Source organism: Micromonospora sp. 067-2, assembly GCF_046549295.1.
In the GTDB taxonomy this organism is placed as follows: Bacteria; Actinomycetota; Actinomycetes; order Mycobacteriales; family Micromonosporaceae; genus Micromonospora.
In genome coordinates, this window is sequence record NZ_JAJPWB010000002.1 from 274,291 (window position 1) to 292,783 (window position 18,493).

20 protein-coding genes are annotated in these 18,493 nt (G+C 72.0%); 8 read left to right on the forward strand and 12 right to left on the reverse strand.

What is annotated here, in order from left to right; genetic code table 11:
- Window positions 1-27 precede the first annotated feature (27 nt).
- On the reverse strand, window positions 28-894 hold the full coding sequence (locus ACLJN9_RS04830; protein ID WP_410809799.1) for a hypothetical protein: 867 nt from the start codon (window positions 892-894) through the stop codon (window positions 28-30).
- Window positions 895-948: 54 nt separating this feature from the next.
- Between ACLJN9_RS04830 and ACLJN9_RS04835 the strand changes: the two genes are divergently transcribed.
- Window positions 949-2,112 carry a DNA recombination protein RmuC gene (locus tag ACLJN9_RS04835; RefSeq protein ID WP_410809800.1) on the forward strand — a complete coding sequence of 388 codons (1,164 nt, stop codon included), beginning with the start codon at window positions 949-951 and terminating at the stop codon, window positions 2,110-2,112.
- Window positions 2,113-2,172: 60 nt separating this feature from the next.
- Here ACLJN9_RS04835 and ACLJN9_RS04840 read toward each other — a convergent pair whose 3' ends face one another.
- Both ACLJN9_RS04840 and ACLJN9_RS04845 read right to left on the reverse strand, forming a co-directional pair.
- Window positions 2,173-2,613 (reverse strand): hypothetical protein, encoded by a 441-nt coding sequence (locus tag ACLJN9_RS04840; RefSeq protein WP_410809801.1) that lies wholly within the window; start codon window positions 2,611-2,613, stop codon window positions 2,173-2,175.
- 58 nt (window positions 2,614-2,671) lie between these two features.
- Window positions 2,672-3,658: a 4-hydroxy-3-methylbut-2-enyl diphosphate reductase gene (locus tag ACLJN9_RS04845; RefSeq protein WP_410809802.1), complete on the reverse strand. Its 987-nt coding sequence runs from the start codon at window positions 3,656-3,658 to the stop codon at window positions 2,672-2,674.
- A 163-nt stretch (window positions 3,659-3,821) separates the two neighbouring features.
- On the opposite strand from ACLJN9_RS04845, the gene xseA reads away from it, so the two are divergent.
- On the forward strand, window positions 3,822-5,048 hold the full coding sequence (gene xseA / locus ACLJN9_RS04850) for an exodeoxyribonuclease VII large subunit (RefSeq protein ID WP_410809803.1): 1,227 nt from the start codon (window positions 3,822-3,824) through the stop codon (window positions 5,046-5,048).
- A gap of 46 nt (window positions 5,049-5,094) precedes the next feature.
- Entirely contained in the window at window positions 5,095-5,316 is a 222-nt protein-coding gene (locus ACLJN9_RS04855; protein WP_410809804.1) for an exodeoxyribonuclease VII small subunit, read from the forward strand.
- A gap of 43 nt (window positions 5,317-5,359) precedes the next feature.
- Here ACLJN9_RS04855 and ACLJN9_RS04860 read toward each other — a convergent pair whose 3' ends face one another.
- The gene (locus ACLJN9_RS04860) at window positions 5,360-6,208 is read right to left on the reverse strand and encodes a hypothetical protein (protein ID WP_410809805.1); all 849 of its coding nucleotides are present in this window, start codon (window positions 6,206-6,208) and stop codon (window positions 5,360-5,362) included.
- 180 nt (window positions 6,209-6,388) lie between these two features.
- Window positions 6,389-7,159, reverse strand: coding sequence for a DUF4245 family protein (locus ACLJN9_RS04865; protein ID WP_410809806.1), 771 nt, complete (start codon window positions 7,157-7,159; stop codon window positions 6,389-6,391).
- Between the two features lie 155 nt (window positions 7,160-7,314).
- Here ACLJN9_RS04865 and glpX point away from each other — a divergent pair, with 155 nt between their 5' ends.
- Entirely contained in the window at window positions 7,315-8,346 is a 1,032-nt protein-coding gene (gene glpX, locus ACLJN9_RS04870; RefSeq protein WP_410809807.1) for a class II fructose-bisphosphatase, read from the forward strand.
- Window positions 8,343-9,362 (forward strand): DMT family transporter, encoded by a 1,020-nt coding sequence (locus tag ACLJN9_RS04875; protein WP_410809808.1) that lies wholly within the window; start codon window positions 8,343-8,345, stop codon window positions 9,360-9,362. Before glpX ends, ACLJN9_RS04875 begins: the two co-directional genes overlap by 4 nt.
- Here ACLJN9_RS04875 and ACLJN9_RS04880 read toward each other — a convergent pair.
- The 7 genes from ACLJN9_RS04880 to ACLJN9_RS04910 all read right to left on the reverse strand — a co-directional run bounded on the left by ACLJN9_RS04880 (window position 9,341) and on the right by ACLJN9_RS04910 (window position 16,374).
- On the reverse strand, window positions 9,341-10,933 hold the full coding sequence (locus ACLJN9_RS04880) for a hypothetical protein (RefSeq protein WP_410809809.1): 1,593 nt from the start codon (window positions 10,931-10,933) through the stop codon (window positions 9,341-9,343). The genes ACLJN9_RS04875 and ACLJN9_RS04880 overlap by 22 nt on opposite strands.
- A 68-nt stretch (window positions 10,934-11,001) precedes the next feature.
- Window positions 11,002-11,970 (reverse strand): NAD(P)/FAD-dependent oxidoreductase, encoded by a 969-nt coding sequence (locus ACLJN9_RS04885; protein ID WP_410810197.1) that lies wholly within the window; start codon window positions 11,968-11,970, stop codon window positions 11,002-11,004.
- Window positions 11,971-12,075: 105 nt separating this feature from the next.
- The gene (locus tag ACLJN9_RS04890) at window positions 12,076-12,729 is read right to left on the reverse strand and encodes a rhomboid family intramembrane serine protease (RefSeq protein WP_410809811.1); all 654 of its coding nucleotides are present in this window, start codon (window positions 12,727-12,729) and stop codon (window positions 12,076-12,078) included.
- A 114-nt stretch (window positions 12,730-12,843) separates the two neighbouring features.
- Window positions 12,844-13,521, reverse strand: coding sequence for a lytic transglycosylase domain-containing protein (locus tag ACLJN9_RS04895; RefSeq protein WP_410809813.1), 678 nt, complete (start codon window positions 13,519-13,521; stop codon window positions 12,844-12,846).
- A gap of 279 nt (window positions 13,522-13,800) precedes the next feature.
- Entirely contained in the window at window positions 13,801-15,216 is a 1,416-nt protein-coding gene (locus ACLJN9_RS04900; protein WP_410809815.1) for a PhoH family protein, read from the reverse strand.
- A 401-nt stretch (window positions 15,217-15,617) separates the two neighbouring features.
- Window positions 15,618-15,983, reverse strand: coding sequence for a hypothetical protein (locus ACLJN9_RS04905; protein WP_410809817.1), 366 nt, complete (start codon window positions 15,981-15,983; stop codon window positions 15,618-15,620).
- A gap of 31 nt (window positions 15,984-16,014) precedes the next feature.
- Window positions 16,015-16,374 carry a hypothetical protein gene (locus tag ACLJN9_RS04910; protein ID WP_410809819.1) on the reverse strand — a complete coding sequence of 120 codons (360 nt, stop codon included), beginning with the start codon at window positions 16,372-16,374 and terminating at the stop codon, window positions 16,015-16,017.
- Between the two features lie 264 nt (window positions 16,375-16,638).
- On the opposite strand from ACLJN9_RS04910, the gene ACLJN9_RS04915 reads away from it, so the two are divergent.
- The 3 genes from ACLJN9_RS04915 (at window position 16,639) to otsB (ending at window position 18,490) form a co-directional block, all read left to right on the forward strand.
- Window positions 16,639-17,082 (forward strand): XRE family transcriptional regulator, encoded by a 444-nt coding sequence (locus tag ACLJN9_RS04915; protein ID WP_410809820.1) that lies wholly within the window; start codon window positions 16,639-16,641, stop codon window positions 17,080-17,082.
- Between the two features lie 162 nt (window positions 17,083-17,244).
- Window positions 17,245-17,598 carry a hypothetical protein gene (locus ACLJN9_RS04920; protein WP_410809822.1) on the forward strand — a complete coding sequence of 118 codons (354 nt, stop codon included), beginning with the start codon at window positions 17,245-17,247 and terminating at the stop codon, window positions 17,596-17,598.
- Window positions 17,599-17,665: 67 nt separating this feature from the next.
- Complete coding sequence (gene otsB / locus ACLJN9_RS04925) at window positions 17,666-18,490, forward strand: trehalose-phosphatase (protein ID WP_410809823.1); 825 nt, start codon at window positions 17,666-17,668, stop codon at window positions 18,488-18,490.
- The last annotated feature ends 3 nt before the right edge of the window (window positions 18,491-18,493 follow it).

The window sequence follows — 18,493 nt, forward strand, 5'->3', positions numbered from 1 at the left end:
CCTGTCCGCGTCCTCACTCAGCGACGGTCACCAGTCCCCACCGCCGAAGTCCCCACCGCCGAAGTCCCCGCCGCCGCCGAAGTCGCCGCCACCGAAACCGCCGCCACCGAAGTCGCCGCCCGCGTAGTCGCCGCCGCCACCGAAGTCGCCGCCCTGGTCACCGCCGCCGAAGTCCTGGTCACCACCCTGGTCGCCGCCGTCACCACCCTGGTCGCCGCCGTCACCACCCTGGTCGACGCCGTCGCCGAAGCCCTCCTGGTACCCGGCGTCGTAGCCGTAACCCGGGTCGGCGAAGGCGGGCGAGAACAGGGCGTCGGCGATCAGGATGCCGCCGAGCACACCGGCACCGGTGCCGAGCGCCGTCTTCCACCACGGTGTCGAGTACCAACCGGCCGGCACTCCCCGGCCCTGGTAGCGCCCACCGGGGTAGTAGTACGGCGTCTCCCGGCCGGGCTGCGGGCCGGCCCGGAAGGTCTGCCCCTGCACGTCGACCTCGCGCTCCTTGGTGAGCTGCCCGACGCCGCGCGCCGCAGCCAACTGCGGCACCTCGGGGCCGGGATCGATACCCAACGCCGTTCGTGCCGCCCGGATGTACGCCAGGCCCTCCAGCGCGGTCTCCCGGGCCAACGCGAACTGGTTCGACGTACGCGCCTGCTCCAGCTGCGACCCCGCCGCGTTGTACCGCTCACCGGCGTCGGAGAGGGCCTGCCGGACCGCCGGGTCGTCGCCCTGCAGGTTCATCAACTGGCCGCCGAGGCGCTCGTACCAGCGCTGCGCCTCCGCGCGGGCGTCGCCGAGTTCGGTGCGTCGACGGGCGGTGGCCTGAGTGCGGATGAGCGCCGCGGCGCCCAGCGCGCCCACCAGCACGACGACAAGGCACAGCACAGTTTCCATGTATTCGAACGTACCCCCGGCTGTCACGTCGTATCCGTCTGGCAAGCTCCGGTGATGGACGTCTCGACGCTGCTCCTGGTGATCCTGTGCCTCGGCACCGGCGGGGCGGTGGGCTGGCTCGCGGCCCGGTCCCGGTCGGCGGTCGACATCGCCCGGCTGGACGCCACGCTGACCGCGACCCGGGAGGGCGAGGGCCGGCTGGAGCAGTCCATGCGGGCGTTGAGCTACGAGGCCACCGCCCAGTCCCAGGAGGCGGTGGCCCGCGCGGTGGCACCGCTGCACGACACCCTGCGACGCTACGAGCAGCGGGTGGCCGAGCTGGAGCACGACCGGGTCGACGCGTACGCCGAGCTGCGGGAGCAGGTCCGCTCGATGAACGCGGTCTCCGGCGAGCTACGCACCGAGACCAAGCAGCTGGTGGCGGCCCTGCGCGCGCCCCAGGTGCGAGGTCGCTGGGGCGAGCACCAACTACGCCGGATCGTCGAGGCGGCCGGCATGCTGGAGCACTGCGACTTCTCCGAGCAGGTCACCGCCGCCACCGACGAGCAGGTCGTCCGCCCGGATCTGGTGGTCCGGCTGCACGGTGGCCGGTCGGTGGTGGTGGACGCCAAGGCGCCGTTCGACGCGTACCTCACCGCGATGGAGGCCCGCGACGAGCGCGGCCGGGACACCCACCTCGACGCGCACGCCCGGCACCTGCGCGGGCACGTCGACGCGTTGGCCGCGAAGTCCTACTGGTCCGCGTTCGACAGCTCGCCCGAGTTCGTGGTGCTGTTCGTCCCCGCCGACCCGTTCCTCGACGTGGCGCTCCAGCGTGACCCGACGCTGCTGGAGCACGCCTTCACCCGCAACGTGGTGTTGGCCACGCCGGCCACCCTGGTCGCCCTCCTCCGCACGGTGGCCTACTCCTGGCGGCAGGAGGCGCTGGCCCGCAATGCCCTCGCGGTGCACACGCTGGCACGGGAGCTGTACACCCGGCTCTCCACCCTCGGAGACCACGTGGGCAAGCTCGGGTCGTCGTTGGCCGGCGCGGTGACCGCGTACAACAGGGCGGTCGGCTCGCTGGAGGCCCGGGTGCTGGTCAGCGCCCGGAAGCTCGCCGAGCTTGGCGTCTCGGACGAAGAGCTGGCCAGCCCGGCCCAGGTCGAGCTGGCTCCCCGCCAGCCCCAGGCACCCGAGCTGCTGGACGACGCCATCCCGGCCGACCGCGACCGCTGACCACCCGCCGCCAGCCGACACGGAGACCGGCCGGCGGGCGCGGCGGAACGGCAGCTCGGGTCAGCTGCGGCGCGCGGTCTCCACGGCGAATGGGGTGCCCTGCTGGCAGGTGGTCATGATGTCGGGCGCCACCCGGCCGGTGACGGTCACCCGGGCACCCGCGGCCAGGACGTCCCGGGGGCCGCCGATCAGCAGGTAGCCGTCCAGCAGCACGCAGTTCGGCTCCACCCCGGAGGTGATGGTGCCGGTCAGCTCGGTGGCACCGACCGGCGGGGGGACGCTGGGTCCGCCGGGTGGTTTGGGCTTCCCGGTGGAGGTTGGTGTCGCGGGGCCGGGGGTCGAGGTGCCGGGGGTTGCCGGGCCGGATGCGGTGGGGGTGGGCTGCCCGGTGACCGGTGACGGCCCGCTCGGGGTGGGGGTGGCGGGGCCGTCCGTGCCGCCGCAGGCGCTCAGCGCCGCGCAGACCATCAGGGCGGGGACGACGAGCCGAAATGTCCTCATGCCCGGTTCGACGCGTCGCAGTGGCGGGGCGTTCCCACCACCTCCCGACCGACTCTGATCAACCGCGGGCCGCCGCGGCCTTCATGTCCCGCTTCAGCTCCTGGGGGAGCGAGAAGGTGAGCCGCTCGTTCGCGGTGGTGATCTCCTCGACGTCGGCGAAACCGCGCGCCGCCAGGTGCGCCAGCACGTCACGAACCAGATCCTCCGGAACGCTCGCGCCGGAGGACACTCCGACGGTGCGCGCGTCGGCCAGCCAGGCGTCGTCGATCTCGTGGGCGAAGTCGACGAGGTGACCGGCGCGGGCACCGGCGTCCAGGGCCACCTCGACCAGCCGCACGGAGTTGGAGGAGTTCGTCGAGCCGACGACGATCACCACATCGCACTCCGGGGCGATCTCCTTGACGACGTGCTGCCGGTTGGAGGTGGCGTAGCAGATGTCGTCGCTGGGCGGGGACTGGAGCAGTGGCAGCCTCTGCTTGAGCTTGGCGACCGTCTCCAGCGTCTCGTCCACCGACAGCGTGGTCTGGGAGAGCCAGACCACCTTCTCCGGGTCACGAACAGTGATCTTGTCGACGCCGTCGGGGCCGTCCACCAGTTGGATGTGCGCGGGAGCCTCACCAGCGGTGCCGACGACCTCCTCGTGCCCCTCGTGGCCGATCAGCAGGATGTCGTAGTCCTCGGCGGCGAACCGCTTCGCCTCCTGGTGCACCTTGGTGACCAGCGGGCAGGTCGCGTCGATCGCTCTCAGCGACCGCTGCTTCGCCTGCTCGTAGACCTCGGGGGCCACGCCGTGCGCCGAGAAGATGACGGTGGCGCCCTCCGGCACCTCCTCGTTCTCCTCCACGAAGATCGCGCCCTGGGACTCCAGGGTCTGCACGACGTGCCGGTTGTGCACGATCTGCTTGCGGACGTAGATCGGGGCGCCGTAGAGCTTCAGCGCCTCCTCGACGGTCTGCACCGCACGGTCGACGCCAGCGCAGTAGCCGCGGGGCTTGGCCAGGAGCACGCGCTTGCGGGTCCGGGGAGTCGCCTGAGCCTCAATCACCCCCCCATCGTACGTGCCCGGCCCCCGACCGACAGCGGCCGAGACCCTGTGCGCAGCCCCCACTACCGGCGTCGATCACGAAGTTGTAGCCGCGACACGCCGCCACGGAGGGCAATAGCTTCATGATCGACGGGCCTGGTGGGGCGGGTCGTAGGGTGGGCGGGTGAGTGATGGGACGGCGCGGGTGGGTGGCAGCAGCGCTGAGGAGCCTTGGCCTGTTCGGGTGGTCAGCCAGAAGGTGGGCGCCTGGATCGCCAAGTTGGGCTGGGTGTGGGTGGACGGGCAGGTGGCCCAGATTAGCCGTCGGCCGGGGGCCAGCACCGTCTTTCTCACCCTGCGTGACCCGTCGGCCGACCTGAGTCTGACCGTCACCACCAACCGGGACGTGCTGGACACGGGCGCTCCGGAGCTGCGCGAGGGCGCTCGGGTGGTGTTGCACGCCAAGCCGGAGTTCTACGCCGCGCGCGGCACGCTGAGCCTGCGGGCCGACGAGATCCGTCAGGTGGGGCTCGGCGAGTTGCTGGCCCGGCTGGAGAAGCTCAAGAAGTTGCTCGCCGCCGAGGGGCTGTTCGACCGGGCCCGCAAGCGTCGGCTGCCGTTCCTGCCCGGCCGGATCGGGCTGATCACCGGCCGGGCGTCGGCCGCCGAGCGGGACGTGCTGACCAACGCACGACGGCGCTGGCCGGCGGTGGAGTTCCGCACGGTCAACGTGGCCGTGCAGGGCCCGTCCGCGGTGCCGCAGATCATCGACGCGCTCAAGGTGCTGGACGCCGACCCGAGCATCGAGGTGATCATCATCGCCCGGGGCGGCGGCGGCATCGAGGACCTGCTGCCCTTCTCCGACGAGGCGCTGTGCCGCGCGGTGTTCGGCTGCCGTACCCCGGTGGTCAGCGCGATCGGCCACGAGACGGACGCGCCGCTGGTCGACTACGTCGCCGACGTCCGCGCCTCCACCCCGACCGACGCGGCCAAGCGGGTGGTCCCCGACCTCACCGAGGAGGTACGCCTCATCGGCCAGGCCCGGCACCGCCTGCAGCGGGCGGTGCGCAACCTGGTCGACCGTGAGTCCCACCGGCTCGACGGGCTCCGGTCCCGGCCGGTTCTCGCCCGCCCCCAGGCGATGATCGAGCAGCGGGCGACCGAGCTGACCGCGCTGCGTCAGCGTGCCGGGCGATGCCTGGACCACCGGCTCGGCGCGGCCGACGACGAGCTGCGCCACACCCTTGCCCGGCTGCGCGCACTCTCCCCCGCCGCCACCCTCGACCGGGGGTACGCCATCGTGCAGCGCGCGGACGGCCACGTGGTCCGCGCGGCGGCAGAGGTCGGCAAGGGCGACCCGCTGCGGGTCCGGCTGGCCGATGGTGAGCTGGCCGCCACGGTGGACGGCTGAGTGGCGGGGCGCGGCGGCCGATGGGTGATGTGCTGAGATGGACGCGATGACTGACGACACGAAGGCCGGGCCGGACGAGCGGCTCAACTACGAGCAGGCCCGCGCCGAGCTGGCCTCGGTGGTGGAGCGGCTGGAAGCCGGCGGCACGTCTCTGGAGGAGTCGCTGGCGCTCTGGGAGCGCGGCGAGGCGCTGGCGGTGATCTGCCAGCGCTGGTTGGACGGCGCGCGGGCGCGGATCGAGGCGGCCCGGCAGGAGCCCGCAGCCTGACCGCCGGTGGGGCGACCGCTGTCGCCCCACCCGCGTACGACCGTCAGTTGAACAGGCTGTACAGCTCGGCCGGCGCCTCGACGACCTGGTCCGCCGGCGGCTTCTGCGCGGCGGTGGCGGCACCGTAGTCGGAGTACGTCAGCCGGATCTCCTGGGCGGCGGTCTGCCCGGCGGCCGGCAGCTGCAGCACCAGCTGGGTGAGCCGGCCCTGCGGGTCCACCTGCGCGGTGAACGGAACCGTCTTCGCCTGCGTGCCCAGCGCGGCGATCGTGGCGGCGTTCAGCGAGCCGGCCTCGGCCGCCTTGGTCACGTCGATGGTGCCGGCGTACGCGCCGGTGCCGGTGCTCCGGACCTCGGTGATGCCCTGGGTCAACACGGCGCTGCCGGCCGGGTCGACCTGGTCGAAGTCGAAGCCGAGGCTCCGGTTGCCCTTGATCCGGGTCTGGTCGAGGTGCTGGTACTTGCCGAGGTTGAGCTGCTTGATGGCGGGCAGGCTGTTGGCGGTCGGGCCGGTCAGTTCCAGCTTCACCCAGCTGTCCGGCTTGGAGTGGATCACGTCGAGCTTCATGGCCAGGTCGGATGAGGGGCCACCGATGGAGATCTTCATGGCGGCGCTCTGGCTCGGCTGGTGCACCTGACCTTCCGCCGTCGACCCGGCGCCGGCGAGAGTGAACCGGAAGTTGCCGTTGCTGATCTCCTTGGTGGAGTCGAGCAGCGCCTGCTTGGCGTCGCCCGCGACGGGCGCGCCGGACGCGCTCGCCGTGGCGGATGCGCCCGTCGTCGGGGACGCGGTCGATCCGGCCGTGCCGGTCCCGCCGCTGGCGCAGGCCGCCAGGGCGGGCGTGAACAGAGCGGCGGCTACCAGGCCGGCGCTGAGGCGTCGAACAGTCATGCGTGTCTCCCAGGGGGGTCACCCGACGACCTGGACGGCGCCGGAAACTCCGACGACGCAGCAGCACCGTCGGCTGCGTCGGGCGACCCGGACCGGGCAACGCACCCGGATCGCCTTTCCCTCTGTTCCCGTTCGACGGGTCGGACAACCGCCCTTGCGTCCCGAATTACCGACGTGACGTCAGCGCAGCGCGGCGGCGAGTTCCCGTAGTTCGTTCTCCCGGGCGTCACCGACGACGATCACCGTACGGGTCGGCTCCAGCAGGACCAGCGCCTGCTGGTTGCCCCGCGTGCTGTAGCGCTGCCAGGTGCGCCCGCCCAACTCCGTCGGGCCCTGCGGCTGGGCCTGGCCGGTCAGCTCGGCGGGAAGCAGCCGCTCGGCCGGCACGTTGCTCTGCAACAGTTGGACTCCCCGCCCCTCCGGCGTGAGGTAGCCGAGCCGCAGGTTCGCGCCGTCCGCGACGGTCTGGTAGCGGGCGCTGACGGTGCGCCAGCCGGAGCCGAGCCCCTGCGGCTGGCCCACCGGGAAGGCGTTCGTCGACACGGCCTGCTCGATCGCCGGGGCAGGGTCGACGGGCGCTGCCTGGTCACCGCCGAGAAAACCCCGATAGAACGCCAGCAGCAGCGCGATCGGGATCAGCAGCACCAGCAGCGAGATCGCCATGTCCTTCGGTGACCGCTCCGACCGGGCCGATTTCTCCACCCGCGGCGGCGGCGCGGGCCGCTCACCGGTCTCCGCGGTGTCGACCCCGGCGACGGGCCGGCCCGGGGTCGGTTCGTCCGTCGCCGGCGCGTCGGCCGGACCCGACGCGACGAGGGCCGGCTCACCGGCCGGCGGTGTCGGGTCGGTCGCGGCAGGTTCCCCACCGCTGGCTGGCAGGTCACCCGGCGGCTGGCCGCCGGGCGGCGTGCGATCGGCGGGTACGCGGTCGGCTGGCTGTGCGGGTTCCACCCTGCCATCTTCGCAGCCGCCCGACCGGCGGTATCCGGCCCATCACCGCCCCGCGCCGCCGCCGGTTCCGCCATCGTGTGAGGATCAGCGACAAAGCCGGCGGTGGGGAACGCCCCACGCCGGTCGTCCCCGCACCGTCGCGAGGAGGAGCCGTCATGACGAACACCAGGACGCGGATCCCGCAGGATCTCGACCGTAACCTCGCCCTCGACCTGGTCCGGGTCACCGAGGCCGCGGCGATGGCCGCCGGCCGCTGGGTCGGCCGGGGCGACAAGGAGGGCGGTGACGGGGCCGCCGTCGACGCCATGCGCAAGCTGATCAACTCGATCCAGATGCGCGGCGTCGTGGTGATCGGCGAGGGCGAGAAGGACAACGCCCCGATGCTCTTCAACGGCGAAGAGGTTGGTGACGGCACCGGCCCGGAGGTGGACGTCGCCGTCGACCCGGTCGACGGCACCACCCTGATGAGCAAGGGCATGCCGAACGCCGTGGCGGTGCTCGCGGTCTCCGAGCGGGGTGCGATGTTCGACCCGAGCGCGGTGTTCTACATGGAGAAGCTCGCCGTCGGCCCGGCGTACGCCGACGTGGTGGACATCAACGCCGGGGTGGCCGACAACCTGCGCCGGATAGCCAAGGTCAAGGGCACCGACGTGTCGGAGGTGACGGTCTGTGTGCTGGACCGCAGCCGCCACGACGACCTGGTCACGCAGATCCGCCGGACCGGGGCGGGCATCCGGTTCATTTCCGACGGTGACATCGCCGGCTCCATCGCGGCCGCCCGGGGCGAGTCGGACGTCGACGTGCTGATGGGCATCGGCGGCACCCCCGAGGGCATCATCTCCGCGTGCGCCCTGAAGTGCATGGGCGGGGCGATGCAGGCCAAGCTCTGGCCGCGCGACGCCGAGGAGCGGGAGAAGGCGCTCGCCGCCGGGCACGACCTGGATCGGGTGCTGGGCACCGACGACCTGGTCACGGGTGACAACTGCTTCTTCGTGGCGACCGGGGTCACCTCCGGCGACCTGCTGCGCGGGGTCCGCTACCGGGCCGGCGGCGCGTACACCCAGTCGATCGTGATGCGGTCGAAGAGCGGCACCATCCGGGTGATCGACTCGTACCACCGGCTGGAGAAGTTGGCGCTCTACTCGGCGGTCGACTTCGACGGTCGGCCGCTGGCCGAGCAGGAGTGACCACCGCCGGCGCCGCGACACCGCAGGCCCTCGCCGCCACCCGCCGGATCACCGGCGTCGCGCTGGCATCGGTCGGTGGGGTCGCGGTGGCGGTGCAGTCCCGGATCAACGGCGAACTCGGGGTACGCCTGGCCGACGGCTTCGCCGCAGCGGTGGTCTCGTTCGGCATCGGCCTGACGGTGCTGCTGGTGCTGGTTCCCGCCACCCCCGGCGGGCGGCGGGGCCTGGTGGCGCTGCGGGCCGCCCTCGGGGCAGGCGCTCTGCGGCCGTGGCAGTGCCTCGGAGGGGTGTGCGGGGCGTTCCTGGTGGCCACGCAGGGGCTCACCATCGGTTCGTTGGGCGTGGCGGTCTTCACCGTGGCGGTGGTCGCCGGCCAGTCCGGCAGCAGCCTCGCGGTGGATCGGGCGGGCATCGGCCCGACCGGCCGGCAGGCGGTCACCCGGCAGCGGCTGGCCGGCGCGGTGCTGACCGTGCTGGCGGTCGGCCTGGCGGTCGGCGATCGACTCGGGGACCCGGGCACGTTGGGACTGGCCCTGCTGCCCCTGCTGGCCGGGGTGGGTATCGCCTGGCAGCAGGCGGTCAACGGCCGGGTCCGGGCGGCGGCCGACAGCGCGCTGACCGCCACTCTGGTCAACTTCACCGTGGGTACGGTGGCTCTGCTGGTCGCGTTCGCGATCGACATCGCCGTCCGCGGCTGGCCGACCGGCCATCCACCCACCGAGCCGTGGCTCTACCTGGGCGGCCCGATCGGCATCGTGTTCATCGCGATCGCCGCCGCGATCGTGCGCTTCACGGGGGTGCTGCTGCTCGGCCTGGCCACGATCGCCGGGCAGATCGTGGGAGCCGTCCTGTTGGACCTGGTGCTGCCGACAGCGGCCTCGCATCCCGGCGTGAACACCCTGCTGGGAGCGGCGCTGACCATGGTGGCCGTGCTGATCACCGCTGTGGCGCCGCCCGTCCGCCGTCGACCCCCGGCCGGGTCACCCGGCGATCATCAAGCCGGCGTGAGCGGGTAGGGCGGGTCGGACCGGCGGATCGACCGGCTCTGGTCACGGACCAGCCCGCCGGCCCGGACGGCCAGCAGCAAGCCCGGCAGGGTGGCCACCAGGGCCAACGCCAGCGCCACTCGGCTCTGCGGCGGCACACCGTACATCCAGCCGATCAGCGGCAGCCCGGTCAGGAGGGCGGTGAGCAGCACGTCGCCCAGTACCCAGCCGAGCCAGCCGGCCGGCGCGCCCGCCAACCGGGCGCGGATGAGCAGCACCAGCGGCGGCAGCCCACCCAGCGGCAGGACGGCGAACAGCATCGACGGCAGGAGGAGGAAATCGTCGTCGCGGCGCCAGAGCAGCGCCAGCAGGAGCCCGGCGAGCAACGTCGGCACGCCGCCGACGATGCCCTCCCAGCGCGAGTTGCCACTGCGAACGATGGCGACCTGCGCAGCGACCACGGCGACCAGGAATCCCAGGGTCAGCGCGAGCATCACGGCGAGCAGCAGGTCCGGTTGATGGTCGGCAGCGCCGCCGGCGTCCAGCGAGGACGGATCCTCCCACTCGGAGACCGCATCGGAGCGCCGGACGGGGAAGCCCTCGCGCCGCCACGCGCCGTCCGGCAGGCGGCGCAGGAAGCCGTCGCGCCCGTTCGCCACCAGCACCTCGTGACCGCCGCCGGCGGCTGGATACACGATCAGGTCGCGGGAGGAGAAATGCCGGCGGATGTCGCCCGGGTTCGGAGACCGGCGCGCCAACTCCTCGCGCCGCGCGTCTGACAACTCCCAGGCCACCCGCCAGCTCGCACCGGCGTCGTCGCTCTGGTCCACCCGCAGATGACCGGCGCTCACCCGGTAGCACCGCTGCGGTTGCGCCGGTACGCATGCCCGCTCCTGTGCGAGGCGCGGGTCCGACAGCCGCGCCTGCTCGGCCTCGGTCGCGCGCCGCCAGGTGGTCGCGCCGTCCTCGCTGACCGCCCACCGACCGTCCGCCGGTCCGGCCGGCCAGTTCGACCTGCCGTAGCCCTGACCGACCGAGACCGCCGGTTGGCCGTCGAGCAGGGCCGTTCCCACCGCATAGGGGTAGTAGACAGCGCTGGTGGCGGCCACCGCCACGAGTGCCGGCGGCAGCACCACGAGCACCCGGACCAGCCGGGCCATCCGGTGGCGCACCGGTCGTTGCCGGGCCCGGGTCCAGGTCCACCAGGTCAGGGCGAGCGCCGGCAGGGTGAGCAGGTCGGTCCCGTCGACGCGGACCAGCGACGGCCCGGCGAGAGCGCTCCAGGCCGACGAGGCGACCTCTGCGGCGTACCCGCTCGATTTGACGACCGCGAACCCGACACCCACCAGGACCAGCCCGGCCGGCGCGGCGGCCGGGGCCGGGAGCCGCGGTACGAGGAGGGTCAGCAACACCGCGACCAGCGGCGGTGCGAGCAGCAGACCCGCGACGTCGCTCAGCTTCCCGGTCAGTAGGCCGGGAAAGGCCGGCTTCAGTAGGTGGTCGTTGACCAGCAGAAGGACCAGGGAGAGCAGCGTGACCGGGTGACACAGCCAGGCCAGGGCCGAGGGCGCACCGTCACGAGATGCCGGGAGACCGATCACCCCCTCAGATTTACGGAACCCAGTCTCGGCGCGGACACGAAGCGGCCCTCATCCGGCATCGCCCGTTCTCAGCCGGCGTCGGATGAGTGCCCGGGAAACAGGTGGGCCCTCGGGTCGATGGCCACCGCCGCGTTGTTGACGGCCGTCGCGGCCTCGCCGAAGCCGGTGGCGATCAACCGGACCTTGCCCGAGTACTCGGTGATGTCACCGGCCGCGAAGACCCGGGGCAGGTTCGTCGCCATGGCGCTGTCCACGAGGATGTGCCGCCGGTCCAGTCGCAGCCCCCACTCGGCGAGCGGGCCCAGGTCGGCGGTGAAGCCCAACGCGGCCACCACGGTGTCCACCGGCAGCGTCTCGACCGTGCCACCGCGCACGGTCACCTCGGCGGCGGTCACGGCGCCGTCCCCGATCAACCGGGTGACCTCGGCGTTGACCACCACCCGCACCGGCAGCGACAGCACCCGGGCGACCGTCGAGGCGTGCGCCCGGAACTTCTCCCGCCGGTGCACGAGGGTCACCGAGCGGGCGAGCGGTTGCAGGGTCGACGCCCAGTCGAAGGCGGAGTCACCGCCACCGACGATCAGCACGTCCCGGTCGGCCAGCTCGGTCGGCTCGGTGACGAAGTAGACGATCCCCGAGCCGGGCGCGCCGTCGGCGCAGGGCAGCGGCCGGGGGCTGAAGCTGCCGAGCCCTCCGGTGACCACGACCGCGCCACAGGTGAGCTGATCACCACCGGCCAGGCCGAGGACCGGCCGCTCGTCGGCGTACGAGAGTTTCTCGGCCCGGGCGCCGAGCAGGTACTGCGGCCCGAACGGGGCGGCCTGGGCGACCAGGTTCGCCACCAGGTCGCGCCCCTTCACGGCGGGGAATCCGGCCACGTCCAGGATCAGCTTCTCGGGATACATCGCGGTGACCTGTCCGCCGGGCTCCGGCAGCGCGTCGATCACCGCCACCGAAAGCCCTCGGAACCCCGCGTAGTACGCGGCGAAGAGGCCGGCCGGCCCGGCCCCGATCACGGCGATGTCGACCTCGCGCATGGCGTACCGTCGCTTTCCGCTCACGGATCAACGCTTGCTGATCTCGACCGTAGGCGGGTGACAGCGGCCCGGCAAGCACGTCCCAGAGGCGCGCCGGAAAACGATTCAGGGCAGGCTGAGCGTGGAACCGGAGTAGTCGGAACCCCCGACGACCGGCCGCCGACGGCGGAACAGGATCGCGGCCACCACCCCGCCCAGCAACCCGAACAGGTGCCCCTGCCAGGAGATCCGCTCGTCGGTGGGAAGGATGCCGACCAGCTGCCAGCCGTAGAGCAGACCGACCAGCAGGAAGACGGCGAAGTTCCACCAGCTGCGCTCGACGATGCCCCGGGTGAGCAGGATGCCCAGGTAGCCGAAGATCACGCCGCTGGCGCCGACCACGACGGAGTTCGGCGAGCCGGTGAACCAGACGCCGAGCCCGCTGACCAGGATGATGATCAGGGTCGACCACAGGAACCGGCGTGCGCCGGCCGCCAGGACGAACGTGCCCAGCAGGATCAGCGGGATGCTGTTGCTGTAGAGGTGGTCGAAGCCGTGGTGCAGGAACGGGGAGAAGAAGACCCCGTCCAGCCCGTCGATGCGGTGCGGAATGATGCCGGCGGTGGCGTCCAGACCGAACGCGAGCCCCTGGTCGACGGCCTCGATGAGAAAGAGGAACGGAACCACCGCGCACATCGCGACGAAGGCCCGGCCGAGCGCGGCGTAGAACGCCTCGGTGCCGAACCGGTGGGGGTCGCCGCTATCGGGGTGCAGGGTCACCCCCCAACTGCTATCAGCAAAAGGGGCAGACCGCCACTCGCGTCCCGTCCCAAGATGCCCGGTACGCGAAACGGCGGAGCGGGTGGTCGCCCACCCGCCCCGCCGTCGACGTGATCAGTAGTGACCGTTGCTCTGGAAGTAGCCCCAGGCCCCGCAGGGCGTGTCGTACCTGCCCTTGATGTAGCGCAGACCCCACGTGATCTGGGTGGCCGGGTTCGTCCGCCAGTCGGCTGCGACCGTACCCATCTTGCTGCCCGGCAGGGCCTGCGGGATGCCGAAGGCGCCGGATCCGGAGTTGCTGGCCTTGTGGTTCCAGCCGCTCTCCTTGGTCCAGAGCTTCTCCAGACACGGGAACTCGGCGATGCCGAAACCCGCCGAGATCATCATGGCGCAGCCGGTCTTGCGGTTGCCGCTGTACTCCGCGCAGGACGCCGGGATCGGCCCGTCGTACGGCTTGGGGGCGGCATCCTGGGCTGCCCGCTCGCGCTTGCGGGACGCCGCGGCTGCCTCGGCCCTGCGGGCCCGCTCGGCGGCCTCCTTGGCGGCCTGAGCCGCCCGTAGCTTGGCCTGGTACTCGGCGGCACGCTGCTGGGCAAACTTGACCTGGTGGGCGGACTGCCGTTCGCGCTGGTAGGCGAAGTCCGCGCGGTCGACCTCGACGCCGACCTGGGCGGTCAGGCCCTGTTGCTGGGTTTCCCGGTCTTCGCCCAGGTAGAAGCCACCGGCAACGCCCACGGAGAGCAACGCGACAGCAGCCGTACGGGCGCCCAACCGGCTCCACAGCCGACTCACGAAGTGGTCCCTTCGTCGGGGGCAAGGACGCGGTGCGACGTCAGGCCACCGAAGGGCCGTCGGACGTACCGCGAGCGCCCCGACCGGTGACCGGTCGCGCCGACGCACCGACCTTCGCCAATGTCCGCCCATTCCGGGACGAACGATCAGTAACGATGCCTGACATGCGTGGACGCTCGTGGGACACCATCGCGCACAGTGAGGCTGATGGGAAACCAACCGACGTGTTTGTGATCTGTGCCACAAAGTGAATGTGGATAAAGGCCTACATAAACACCCTCAGAGAGGGATGTCCTCCAAAAGATCCGTCACCATCGCCGCGATCGGCGACCGCTCCGAACGGCTGAGCGTGACATGGGCGAACAGTGGATGGCCCTTGAGCGCCTCGATGACGGCGGTCACACCGTCGTGCCGACCCACCCGCAGATTGTCCCGTTGGGCCACGTCGTGGGTGAGCACCACCCGGGAGCCCTGCCCGATCCGGGACAGCACGGTCAGCAGGACCCCGCGCTCGAGTGACTGGGCCTCGTCCACGATCACGAAGGCGTCGTGCAGGCTGCGCCCACGGATGTGGGTCAGTGGCAGCACCTCGAGGATGCCCCGCGAGGTGACCTCCTCCAGCACGTTCTCGTGCACCACCGCGCCGAGGGTGTCGAAGACCGCCTGGGCCCACGGCGACATCTTCTCCGACTCGGACCCCGGCAGGTAGCCCAACTCCTGGCCGCCGACGGCGTACAACGGGCGGAACACGATCACCTTCTTGTGCCGGCGGCGCTCCATCACCGCCTCCAGCCCGGCACAGAGCGCCAACGCCGACTTACCGGTGCCGGCCCGACCGCCCAGCGAGACGATTCCGATCGTCTCGTCGAGCAGCAGGTCGAGTGCGACCCGCTGCTCGGCCGAGCGACCGTGCAGCCCGAACGCCTCCCGGTCACCCCGGACCAACCGGACCGACTTGTCCGGCAGCACCCGGCCGAGTGCGGAGCCGCGCCCCGAGTGCAGCACCAGACCGGTGTGGCAGGTCAGCCCGGACGCCTCGTCGACGTCGAGCGCCTCACCCGCGTACAGCCGAGCGATCTGCTCCTCGCCCAGCTCCAGCTCGGCCATGCCGGTCCAGGTCGGGTCGCTGGCCTGACCGTGCCGGTACTCGTCGGCCCGCAGACCCACCGAGGCGGCCTTGACGCGCAGTGGCATGTCCTTGCTGACCAGGGTGACCTCCCGTCCCTCGGCCGCGAGGTTGAGGGCCACGGAGAGGATCCGGGCGTCGTTGCTCTCGGAGCGGAAGCCGGGCGGCAGGACCCCGTCATCGGTGTGGTTGAGCTCCACCCGCAGCGTGCCGCCGACGTCGTTGGCGGGCACCGGCCGGTCCAGCCGGCCGTGCTGGATGCGCAGCTCGTCGAGCATCCGCAGCGACTGCCGCGCAAACCAGCCCAGCTCCGGGTGGTGACGCTTGCCCTCCAGCTCGGTGATCACCACCAGGGGCAGCACCACCTCGTGCTCGGCGAACCGGTGGAACGCCGCCGGATCGGAGAGCAGCACCGAGGTGTCCAGGACGAACGCCTGGCCCGATGGTCGCGGCTCCTTCGGGTCAGCCGGCGCGGCGGCCGCCGTACGGCGGCTCCGGGTGGCACGGCGGGTCGTGGCAGTCGCGGCCGGGGTCTGGTCGGCACCGGCGGTGGTACGGCGAGTCGTCACAGGCCTGCTCCGACGGATGGGCACCCGGCCACCCGTGTTCCGCCTCGTCCGGTGCCCGGGAGACACGGGGTCGGATGCGGGCCCCGTGCGCGAGGTCGCAGGCCCGGGCGGGCCGGTTGGCTCGGGAGAACCCCGTGCCATGCCTAGACGCTAGCGGCGGCGGCCCGTCGCGGCTAGTGGGCGATCGTGGATCTCCGGAGACCGGCATCTGAACACGCGGCCGGGCCGGAAGTCGGGCGCGGCGAAGCCGGCCGGGATGCATGCCCCCTGCGCGCACCCCGGCCGGCGGGGCCACCGTCACCGGTCTGACGTGGCCCCGACGGTGCGTGTCCGCCGCGGACGACGCACCGCGTTCGTGGGGCCGGCCGGCGGGACCGCGCCGGGCGGCCCGCCGACCGACCTCAGCCGACTCGTCGGACCAGCGTGCCGGTCGGGTGCCGCCCGGTGATCGGGGCGGCCGGCGCGGTGAACGACGAGCCGGTGTAGGTGGTGCCGGGGCCGACGACAGCGCTGGCACCGGAGCCGGGGCGCGCGACGGTACCGGCGGAGCGGACGACGCCGGCCGGAGAGACCGACAGAGCGGAGGCGATCGCCGCCTGCGCGTCACGGCGGCGCCGGTTCCAGGCACCCCGGTCGCCGTCGAAGTAGCCCTGCCGATAGCCGAAGCGGTAGCCGATGCGATAGCTGAGCTGCCCGTGCAGACGACCGGCCGCATAGCTGGTCGCACCGAGGACCAGGACGAGGAAGACCGCGAGGAACGGGCTCATCGGGCGGCTCCGGCCGGCCCCGGACGGCGGGTCATCGCTCCTCCGGCTCGACCGTGGTGGGCTCGACCGTGGTGGGATCGGCCACGAGCAGCCGGTCCAGGTCGTCCGTGCTGACCTCCTCGACCAGTTCGACGCTGACCCGACAGCCGTCGAGGACGACCTCGGCCACGGAGGACCGGCGGATCTCGCCGCCGGCGTCGTAGACCCGGACGCTCAGCTCCGGGCACCCGAGATGGGTACGCCAGGCGTTCCACTCGGTGCGGTCGCCCACGCTCAGCGACAGGTAGCGGCAACCTCGGGCGAGGTAGAGGCGCCACGGGGCACTCAGCCCCGCGGCCACTCCCTCGGCGATCAGCCCGAAGGCCTGGGCACGGGTGGCGAGCTCGGTCACCACACCTCCCCGGCATCGGAGGCAGAACGCATGTGAGCACCAGTCGTCTCAGACACGAGACACACCGTAGATTGTCCCATGAGCGTGACAGTATCAGCTTTCCGGCCGTTTACCGTCGCCACTACGGGCATCTATTCTGCCCGGGTGACACCCCTCAAGAGCGGCACTGAATCGTTTACCGAAAACCCGAGGAGACCGTCACGTTCACGTGACAGTAGCGTGCCGGGGCGCGCGCCCACGCCCGGGTGGCCGTACCGTCACGGGGTGACCGAGACGGCCAATGCGCGGAAGATCGCCTTCGCCACCTTCGTCCGGCGTGCGCTCGACGAGGCACGGGCGACCCGCGCCTGGAGCGGCACCGAGGTGTCCCGACGCACCGGGGTCTCCCGGCAGACCATCAACCGGTGGGTCCGGGGCGACTGGGCCAGTGACCCGGAGGCCGAACGTGTCGTCGCCTTCTGCGAGGGCCTGGGGCTGAACCCGGCCGCGGCCTTCACCGCGCTCGGTTGGGACCGAACCGCCGCCGGCCCCCGCGCCGGCCAACCGGCACCGCCGATGGACCCGGACGTCGAGGCGCTGCTGCGCCGCCTGGTCGACCCGAACGTGTCAGACGCGGAGAAGTTCCACATCCGCGAAACCATTCGTTACCTCGCATACCGCCCAACGTTGCCGGTCGATGTCCGAAAAAGAGGGAATCAAGCAGGGTAGTTCCTCAGATGGCGAAAGAACGCCTGGTCGGGTTCATTCGTTTGCCTCCGGGGCCGGAACGGGCACGCTAGCGTCCCTATTCGTACTGCTTGGGCTCGTCATCGGCGGGGGGACGGGACAAGGCCGAACCCAGCCCTGCGGGACAGAAGGAGGGGTCTGTCCATGACCCTGAAGTGGTTGGCAGTCGTGGTCGCCACCGTGTCGATGACACTGTGGGCGACCGGCAACGTGGTGACCCTCGCGGTCGATGGCGGTCAGCTTCCGCTGTTCGTCAATCTCTTCGTGCTCATCACCGCCGGCACCTCGGTCGTCCTGGCCGTCGTCGCCGAGCTGCACGAGCGGCTCAACGACCGGATCAGCGCACTCACCGAGTTCCTGGTCGCCCGGCTCAACGAGATCGAGCACCACACCGGTGATCGCAACACCGGGTTCGTGGAGGGATATCTGCTGAGCCACGGACAGGAGGCGGCGGTGGTGCCGTTCGGCCGCCGTGGACGGGGGGCCGCCGAACGGTGAACAGGCGCCGCTGGGCGCATCCGCTCGGCCAGGAATGAGCCACGATCGTCGGGGTACGCTGACGCGCGTGCCGCCGTTGAATCTGGGCAATCAGCAGCCGAGGACCCCGTTGAACGCCGACCAGGCCTGGCGGACCACCGCCGGCCGGGCCGCGGGGACCGTTCTTTTCTTCGACTTCGACGGCACGCTCGCGCCCGTCGATGATGATCCGACCGCCGTACGCCCCGCTCCCAACGCGCTCGCCGCGATCGAGGCGCTGGCCCCGGTGGTGCAGCGGGTCGCAATCGTCTCCGCCCGGCCGGTGGAGTTCCTCCGGGACCGACTCGGCGGGCTCGTCGGCGTGGATCTCTACGGCCTCTACGGGCTGGAGCACAGCCACTCCGGTGGCGAGACCGTCACCGAACCGGCCGCGCTGCCCTGGGTGCCGACCATGGCGGAGCTGGCCGACCTGGCCCGGACGGAGCTGCCGCCGGGCACGCTGGTCGAGTACAAGCGGCTCTCCGTCGCGCTGCACTGGCGTACCGCGCCGCAGCTCGGGCCCACCGTGCAGCAGTGGGGGCAGGCGCAGGCCGACCGGCTGGGCCTACGGGTGCAGGCCGGGCGGATGGTGCTGGAGCTCAAGCCACCCGTCGACCGGGACAAGGGCATGGTCATCGGCGAGGTGATCCAGAACGCCACCGGCGCGTGGTATTTCGGCGACGACGTCTCCGACATCAAGGCGTTCGCGGCGTTGCGCGCCCGAGCTGCCACCGACCCGGACTTTCTCGGCGTCTGTGTCGCGGTGGCCAACCCGGAGACCGGCCACGAGGTGGCCGACGCCGCGGATCTGACCATCGAGTCGCCGGCTGCTCTGGGTGACTTCCTCACCCGCGCGCTGACCCACCTGCCCTGAGCC